Annotated in this window: 11 protein-coding genes and 1 pseudogene; 1 reads left to right on the top strand and 11 read right to left on the bottom strand. The window is 38.8% G+C overall.

The window, feature by feature from the left end; genetic code table 11:
- On the top strand, positions 1-184 hold a 184-nt coding region (locus tag AACQ83_RS20610; RefSeq protein ID WP_370446037.1), incomplete at its 5' end, for a transposase.
- 109 nt (positions 185-293) lie between these two features.
- Here AACQ83_RS20610 and AACQ83_RS20605 read toward each other — a convergent pair.
- The 11 genes and pseudogenes from AACQ83_RS20605 to hpaX all read right to left on the bottom strand — a co-directional run bounded on the left by AACQ83_RS20605 (position 294) and on the right by hpaX (position 6,622).
- Positions 294-614, bottom strand: a complete 321-nt coding sequence (locus AACQ83_RS20605; RefSeq protein WP_112879436.1) for a contact-dependent growth inhibition system immunity protein — start codon at positions 612-614, stop codon at positions 294-296.
- 3 nt (positions 615-617) lie between these two features.
- Entirely contained in the window at positions 618-773 is a 156-nt protein-coding gene (locus tag AACQ83_RS24735; protein ID WP_158537803.1) for a contact-dependent growth inhibition system immunity protein, read from the bottom strand.
- A gap of 126 nt (positions 774-899) precedes the next feature.
- Positions 900-1,193 (bottom strand): contact-dependent growth inhibition system immunity protein, encoded by a 294-nt coding sequence (locus AACQ83_RS20600; protein WP_112879435.1) that lies wholly within the window; start codon positions 1,191-1,193, stop codon positions 900-902.
- 71 nt (positions 1,194-1,264) lie between these two features.
- Positions 1,265-1,585, bottom strand: a complete 321-nt coding sequence (locus AACQ83_RS20595) for a contact-dependent growth inhibition system immunity protein (protein ID WP_112879434.1) — start codon at positions 1,583-1,585, stop codon at positions 1,265-1,267.
- Between the two features lie 3 nt (positions 1,586-1,588).
- Positions 1,589-1,897 (bottom strand): contact-dependent growth inhibition system immunity protein, encoded by a 309-nt coding sequence (locus AACQ83_RS20590; protein ID WP_112879433.1) that lies wholly within the window; start codon positions 1,895-1,897, stop codon positions 1,589-1,591.
- Positions 1,898-1,921: 24 nt separating this feature from the next.
- Positions 1,922-2,788 carry an RNase A-like domain-containing protein gene (locus tag AACQ83_RS20585; protein WP_112879432.1) on the bottom strand — a complete coding sequence of 289 codons (867 nt, stop codon included), beginning with the start codon at positions 2,786-2,788 and terminating at the stop codon, positions 1,922-1,924.
- Positions 2,789-2,790: 2 nt separating this feature from the next.
- Positions 2,791-3,262, bottom strand: a pseudogene (locus AACQ83_RS20580) (Hcp family type VI secretion system effector).
- A gap of 277 nt (positions 3,263-3,539) precedes the next feature.
- Entirely contained in the window at positions 3,540-3,851 is a 312-nt protein-coding gene (locus tag AACQ83_RS20575) for a YjeO family protein (protein WP_112879431.1), read from the bottom strand.
- A 16-nt stretch (positions 3,852-3,867) separates the two neighbouring features.
- Positions 3,868-4,104 (bottom strand): hypothetical protein, encoded by a 237-nt coding sequence (locus AACQ83_RS20570; RefSeq protein WP_112879430.1) that lies wholly within the window; start codon positions 4,102-4,104, stop codon positions 3,868-3,870.
- A 231-nt stretch (positions 4,105-4,335) separates the two neighbouring features.
- Positions 4,336-5,220, bottom strand: coding sequence for a 4-hydroxyphenylacetate catabolism regulatory protein HpaA (hpaA, locus tag AACQ83_RS20565; RefSeq protein WP_112879429.1), 885 nt, complete (start codon positions 5,218-5,220; stop codon positions 4,336-4,338).
- A 25-nt stretch (positions 5,221-5,245) separates the two neighbouring features.
- Positions 5,246-6,622: a 4-hydroxyphenylacetate permease gene (gene hpaX / locus AACQ83_RS20560; RefSeq protein WP_112879428.1), complete on the bottom strand. Its 1,377-nt coding sequence runs from the start codon at positions 6,620-6,622 to the stop codon at positions 5,246-5,248.
- Positions 6,623-6,697 lie beyond the last annotated feature (75 nt).

Genomic DNA, 6,697 nt, shown 5'->3' with positions numbered 1-6,697 from the left:
CAATGAGAATATCAATGGGTTAATCAGACAATACTTTCCAAAGGAAACCGATTTTAATGAAATCTCTGATCAGGAAATAAATTTTGTGGTAAACCGATTAAATAATCGCCCCCGAAAAACACGGGGTGGGAAAACACCGAATGAATTATTTAAGGGAATACGAACATGTTTACTTCCAGATTAACGATGTTGCACTTATTATGTGAATCTACCTCATCTATATATTTTCTTTCTATTTCTCTTTCCATTGAATTAAACCTCTTTGTTTATTTTTTCATTTAAGAATACTTTAACTATTCATCTTGCTCAGTATGCTCGTTTAAAAAATCCTGTGCTTTTTTTGATACGTGCTCTAAAAATTCAAGTGCTCTCATATTCCATACTTCTGGGAGAACGTCAACATCATGATAATGATAATCAAATGTGTTCTCTACATCTTCAGAAGAGTCAATAAGATCGTTGATTTCTTCTATTAACCCTTTTCTCATTCCCTGAGATGTATCATTAAGAAAATCATTGATAACATCATCAAGCTCGGGACCTGATATTATATCGAAGTCCTGATTAAAGTAAGCATGCATTAAAATGTCTAAAAATGGATATTGTCCGGTCATAAGCTAAACCTCCTTTATTAATTTTTTTATCATTTCCTGAGTTGCAACATTAAGAAAACAATCTGTGACTTCATCCATAGTTTCTCCATACAATAAGTCATAATCTTGACAAAAATAAGCACCTACTAAGATGTCTAAAAATGGATATTGTCCGTTCATTTTAATTGGGGCCTTTCATATTATTGCGATCTCTTGGTAATCAAAATCAATAGAATTGCTTGAAATATATAAACCACTCTTATTGATTAAATTTCCTTGTTTGTTGTTGTCTGAAAAAACGTTTAATTACTCGTTTTTATCCAGATAATCTTTTGCTCTTTTTGATACAAATTGTAGAAATTCAGATGCTGTGGTGTTCCATAATTTAGGGCAAAAGCTAGAACTATAATAGAGAGTTTGAAAGTCTTTCTCTATATTTTCTGAATTATGGATAAGAGACTCTATTTCCTCTATTAGCTCTTTCTTCATTGCTTTATTCGTGGTATCAAGGTAGTCATTTATGACATCATCAAGCTCAGGGCCAGATATTATGTCATAGTCTTGATTGAAATAAGCAAACATTAAGCGATTTAGTTCCATCTTCCTCTCCATAAATTTTGGAATGTTGTTAGTATATAGTGTTGTTTACCGTTAAATTCAGAATGCCTTAATTACTCATCTTTTTCAGTATGCTCGTTTAAAAAATCCTGTGCTTTTTTTGATACATGCTCTAAAAATTCAAGTGCTGTGAGTCCCCACCATTCTGGGAGAACGTCAGCATCATGGTAATGATAATCAAATGTGTTCTCTACATCTTCAGAAGAGTCAATAAGATCGCTGATTTCTTCTATTAACCCTTTTCTCATTCCCTGAGATGCATCATTAAGAAAATCATTGATAACATCATCAAGCTCGGGACCTGATATTATATCGAAGTCCTGATTAAAGTAAGCATGCATTAAAATGTCTAAAAATGGATATTGTCCTGTCATAAGCTAAACCTCCTTTTTTAGATAATCCCGTACTCTTTTGGATACATGATTTAGAAAATCTAATGCAGTAGTTTCCCATAACTCTGGATAGAATTCATGACCCAAATTATCAAAATCTTTTTCTACATCTTTTGAGTTACTAATAAAGTAATCAATGTCTTCTATTAATCCTTTCATAAATATGGGAGGTTCGCTATTTAAATATTCAGTTATTACCTCATCTATTGTTGTTTCGCCAAATATTTCACAATCTTGGTTAAAATAAGCCCCGATAAAATTATCTAAGTGTTGTATTTCTTTTTTTCTCTTCATTGCATTGATCCTCTTTATATATGATTAATATTTAGGAAAGGCGGTTAATATATAGTACGGCTTACCATTGAATTCAGAGTAATATAAAACAACTCTCACTTTATATAATTGGTCTACTCCTTCAACACCTTTGGTAATGCCGATGCCAACCGGTACTTTTGAAACATCATCTATAGTTAACCTGCTACCTCCAAAAGCATATTTCGTCCAGTTAGTTATTTTTGCCTGATTATTTTTGATGGTATTTGAAATCACTTTCTCTGCTATTTTTGTATCATAAAAACAACTTGATTCTTTCATTGTTTTAGATATTAAAAACCTCGCCCTTAACTCCTGCTCCGATAGCCCAACATGTTTAAGCAAAGTATGTCCACCCGGTTTTAACCCTGTAGGCGATTCATGTTCAATTAACTTAATTCGGCCTACCCGTACAGAGGCAACTCTGACAGCGCCCGCTATTGAAGCAAATGACAATGGTACAGCGATATCGACAGTAAGCCCTATTTCAGAAGCGGTGTAATCATCAGCTCCAAATTCTTTTGCTAAGTTTACCGCCTCTTGATAAGTTTCCGTCGTGGTTTCTCTGCCGGTAATTATTTGACTGGCAGAAGCATTCATTACGTCAAGACTGTGCGCGCCGATAATAACGCAGGCAGCTTTAGTTAGCGTTGAAGGATCGGGCGCCAGACAAAGAGCGCCAGCGCCAATCAGTTCAACGACTCCCGCTGCTAAACTTGCCCCACCTAATATTCTGTTACTCCAGGTCTCTTCCTCGGTAATGGTATTATCCGATAGGATCGCCGCAAGTTGCACAGGCGATAAAACAATGCGTAACCCATTCTCAGATTCTGAATCAACAGGGGTATCAGTTAAATAAGCGGCATTATTCATCGTCAATAAACCCTGTCATCCCAGAAGCTATAAGAACCAGTTGAGCAGGCCAGATTGTTCCACGTGATATTTTTATAAGTGAAGCAGATAATTTCTTGTGGTACGCCGGCATTATTATCTCTGGAATGCGGAAAATGGCATTTTATGCTGGAGATAAAGGCGTGGCCTAGCCTGATGGAGTAATTTTTTTCTAATCCTCCGGTTGGTGATGTTCGATAATTCTCAAACAGGCATTCCAGCTCTTCATTTTCATCGAAGCTTCGCGTCAGTAAAGGCGAAGATTTATCGACAGGTTTTATTACCATAACCGGATGATGGGATACGTGTTGTTCCCTCGTCATTAAGAGAGTAAATAAAAATCTCATTCTCATGGCCGTGCTGGTAATTATTTCCTATAGAGTTTAAGGAACCGCAGCCAGCGGAGATCAGCCCCTGTTTTTTGCCTTTCAATGTTAGATAAATGATATTTGCCATACTGGTTGCTCCCCTTAATGTGCTTTTTTATCCTGCTGTAGGGTGTGTGTAAAAAGCAATCAAAAATTTATAAATTTAAGATAATTTACATTTGTAAGAGGAATAAATTAATAAAACCGAAACACTTAGAAATGTGGTATCAAAGTATTAAGAGGGACTTAAAGATCTGGACTATCAAGATGGCATGTTTGTGATGATCGCATAGCGTGAGTTGATATAGTGTGAGTTGACATTCAGGTAGCACTCAGTAGTCACTACCTGAATATTTGAAATCATTCTAAACGCACACGACTAATCTGATAAAAAACCGCCACACCCAGTATCCTAGCAAAGCAAATGTAATGACATTAAGAGAAAGGGATTTGAATCTTTTCTTCACGGTTGCATAAATTAAGGGTGACATAATCAGTAAACATGTTGGAGCAAATACATCACGATTATCATCTATCAGCTCTCTGTAAACAGTACAGAGATTATCTATATCCTGACCACCGATATAATACGCTTCTTCTAAGTATGACATCATATATATAAATAATATACAAAAGATAGCATAAGTGATATTTAAAACTATGGCTGATTTGCTCATTCTGAAATTCTCACGATTAAATGCGTTGTCTTGGTTTTAATCCTGCAAATAATAAAACAGGTGTTTTTTCTTGGTGAGCAGATTTTGTTATTAATTTCTTGTTGTATCGTACATGAGGTATCCCATGTGCCCATAAATAATGTTGACCATTTACGTCATGTAGATTGTTGGATAACCATTTATAACGTATGAAATCGGTGGCACCAAAACCTGGGGACCTGAATTTATCTGCCGTATAGTGAAGGCTTTGCATATGTTGTGTTTCCTTTTCTTAAATAAATTTATATCGGCACTCCGGTTGCCATCATTTATCCTTCAAAAAGTTCCAGTGAGTTACAGAGTCTCAGTATATTCAGAATTTTAATTCTTGGAAGAGATTTCGTAATAAAAATGAGTCAGTTTAGCACGAATTAATAGCAGGAGGTTGGCTTCACAAGCCGAATGAAAATGCCGGTCTTGGTATAATTAGCATGGATATTTATTTTTAGTGAATATTTTTTTCTCGCCAATGACTAGGTGAGCAGCCAACTAATCGATTAAAGAAACGGGCAAAATAAGCTGGATCTTTAAATCCAAGCTGATAAGCCACTTCAAATACTGGGCAATCACTGAATAATAATAGCCGTTTGGCTTCACGTAGTTGACGGTCAAAGATGAGTCGTTTTGGTGGACGGTTAGTGAATCGACGGCACATATCTTTTAACCGAGATTCTGTAATATCTAACTTATGGGCATATTCCGGTACGGAAAGATGATGATGATAATGATTATCTATTAATTGGTTAAAGCGCTGAAATAATTTAATTTCTCCTCGCACGCCATTAATCGGGTGATCATCAAGAGGAATATTGCGTAATAACAGGGTAAATATAGCTTGTGCCAGGAATGTCAACGATTGCTCTCGACCAATAAAGTTATTAGATGATTCGCGGGCGATTAACGCCCAATAGTGATTAAAAGCGGCTAGCTCTTCAGGTTTATCCGCGACGGATAAGCAAATAGCCGGAATATCAAGAATATCTTTATTAGCCGGATAGAGTGATTCCAATAACGGTAATATCAGATCTTGCCGTACGGTAAGGACATATCCGTCACTGTCATCTTGAGTGAAAAAAGCGTGGGGAACGGAGGGAGGTGTCAGGATAAACAGCGGGGCCTGTACAGAATAGTGTTGAGCATCCAACTGTAATTCAATATGTCCGGTGATCAAAAAATGAAGTTGGAAGAAACCATCGTGACGATGAGCTTGCATATTACGACCGAAAAATGCCGCCATCCGGCCAAAGGTCTGATAATGCACATCATCAGTGCCTTGGGTTTCATCATAATCCTTGCTGATATCAATGTTGGCAATGATAGGTTCAGCCATGATGGTTTTTCCTTTTTATTGAAAATTACGGTGCTGCTCTTTGTCTCGCGTGTTTCATTGGGATCAGCCAGATAATGGCTGCGCCAATGACCAGTAACCCAGCAACGAAATAGAGACCGGTATTAAAGCTCCCTGTCTGATCTTTCAGCCAGCCGATTAATAACGGGCTGAGTGCTGAACCTATGTTACCTGTAGCGCTAATAACTGCAATGCCGATCGCTCTTGCGCGTAAACTGATAGCTTGATCCGGAGTTGTCCAGAAGACCGCCATTGCGGTAAATGAACCGGCTGAAGCCATAATAATCCCAGTGAGCTGAATGACACTGTGGTGAGTCAATGAGGTCAATATCCAGCCCGCAGCGGCGAATAGATAGGGTAGCGCCGTATGCATTTTACGTTCTTGTAACCGGTCTGAACGGCGACTCCAGTAAACCATCCCGATGATGGTACAAAACTGAGGAATAGCGGTCAGAATGCCGATCATGATGTTACTGCTGCCCTGATTGAAGCTTTGTACAATCTGTGGCGTCCAGATATTAATCGCGCTCAGGGTATTGGTTAGACAGAAGTAGGCCAGGGTATACATCAGCATGATTGGCGCGAAAATTTCACGCCATATACTGGGTTTTTGCATTGCCTGATGCGTTGATGAGCTTACCGGTTGAACCTGAGTGGGCTGGTCGTTATCCATCATCTCTTGTAAGCATTTTTTGTCTTCATCTGTCAGCCATTTAGCGCGTTTTGGCGAATCATCAAGATAGAACCAAACGACAATTCCCAGTAGTACCGAAGGAAAACCTTCCAGTAGAAATAACCATTGCCAGCCGTGAAGGTTCAGAAGGCCATCCATTTCCAGAATATAACCGGAAGCCAGAGAACCAAACGCCATCGTCACCGGCATGGCCACCATAAACAGCGCATTGGCACGGGCGCGATAGTAAGCCGGGAACCAGTAAGTCAGATACAACAGGATACCCGGCACGAAACCTGCTTCGGCGATACCAACCAGCATACGCAAGATATACAGACTGGTTGGTCCGGTGGCAAACATGGTGGCAGTGGAGGCGATCCCCCAGAGCACCATGATCGTGGCTATCCAGCGTCGCGCCCCGACAATGCTGAGCATGATATTGCTAGGAATACCGAAGATGACATAAGTGACATAGAATAGTGTTGCTGCCAGACCAAACATCGTTGCGCTCAGTCCAAGATCTTTACCCATTGTCAGGCCGGCAAACCCAATATTAATTCGATCCAGAAACGAGAATACAAATAAGACGAACAGGAAAATAATCAGACGACGGAATAGCTTATTAATGACGGATTGCTGTTGTGCCGTTAGCGGTTTATGTTGACCAACCGGAAGCTCCGGCTGTTGCACGGCAGTTGATGAATCGCTCATTATCATTTTCCTTAATTACTGTTTTATGTGTATTACGTTGTTTAGGAAATTAAAAGCTTATTGAGTAAATCGGTT

This window comes from Photorhabdus sp. S10-54, from assembly GCF_963878145.1.
Lineage (GTDB): Bacteria > Pseudomonadota > Gammaproteobacteria > Enterobacterales > Enterobacteriaceae > Photorhabdus > Photorhabdus kayaii.
This window is presented reverse-complemented; position numbering and strand designations above follow the sequence as displayed.

Bases quoted from the DNA above. Each gene is read 5' to 3' on its own strand.
- AACQ83_RS20600 (WP_112879435.1), bottom strand. From the start codon at position 1,193: ATGGAACTAAATCGCTTAATGTTTGCTTATTTCAATCAAGACTATGAC.
- AACQ83_RS20570 (WP_112879430.1), bottom strand. From the start codon at position 4,104: ATGCAAAGCCTTCACTATACGGCAGATAAATTCAGGTCCCCAGGTTTT.
- AACQ83_RS24735 (WP_158537803.1), bottom strand. From the start codon at position 773: ATGAACGGACAATATCCATTTTTAGACATCTTAGTAGGTGCTTATTTT.
- hpaA (WP_112879429.1), bottom strand. From the start codon at position 5,220: ATGGCTGAACCTATCATTGCCAACATTGATATCAGCAAGGATTATGAT.
- AACQ83_RS20595 (WP_112879434.1), bottom strand. From the start codon at position 1,585: ATGACAGGACAATATCCATTTTTAGACATTTTAATGCATGCTTACTTT.
- hpaX (WP_112879428.1), bottom strand. From the start codon at position 6,622: ATGAGCGATTCATCAACTGCCGTGCAACAGCCGGAGCTTCCGGTTGGT.
- AACQ83_RS20575 (WP_112879431.1), bottom strand. From the start codon at position 3,851: ATGAGCAAATCAGCCATAGTTTTAAATATCACTTATGCTATCTTTTGT.
- AACQ83_RS20590 (WP_112879433.1), bottom strand. From the start codon at position 1,897: ATGAAGAGAAAAAAAGAAATACAACACTTAGATAATTTTATCGGGGCT.
- AACQ83_RS20585 (WP_112879432.1), bottom strand. From the start codon at position 2,788: ATGAATAATGCCGCTTATTTAACTGATACCCCTGTTGATTCAGAATCT.
- AACQ83_RS20605 (WP_112879436.1), bottom strand. From the start codon at position 614: ATGACCGGACAATATCCATTTTTAGACATTTTAATGCATGCTTACTTT.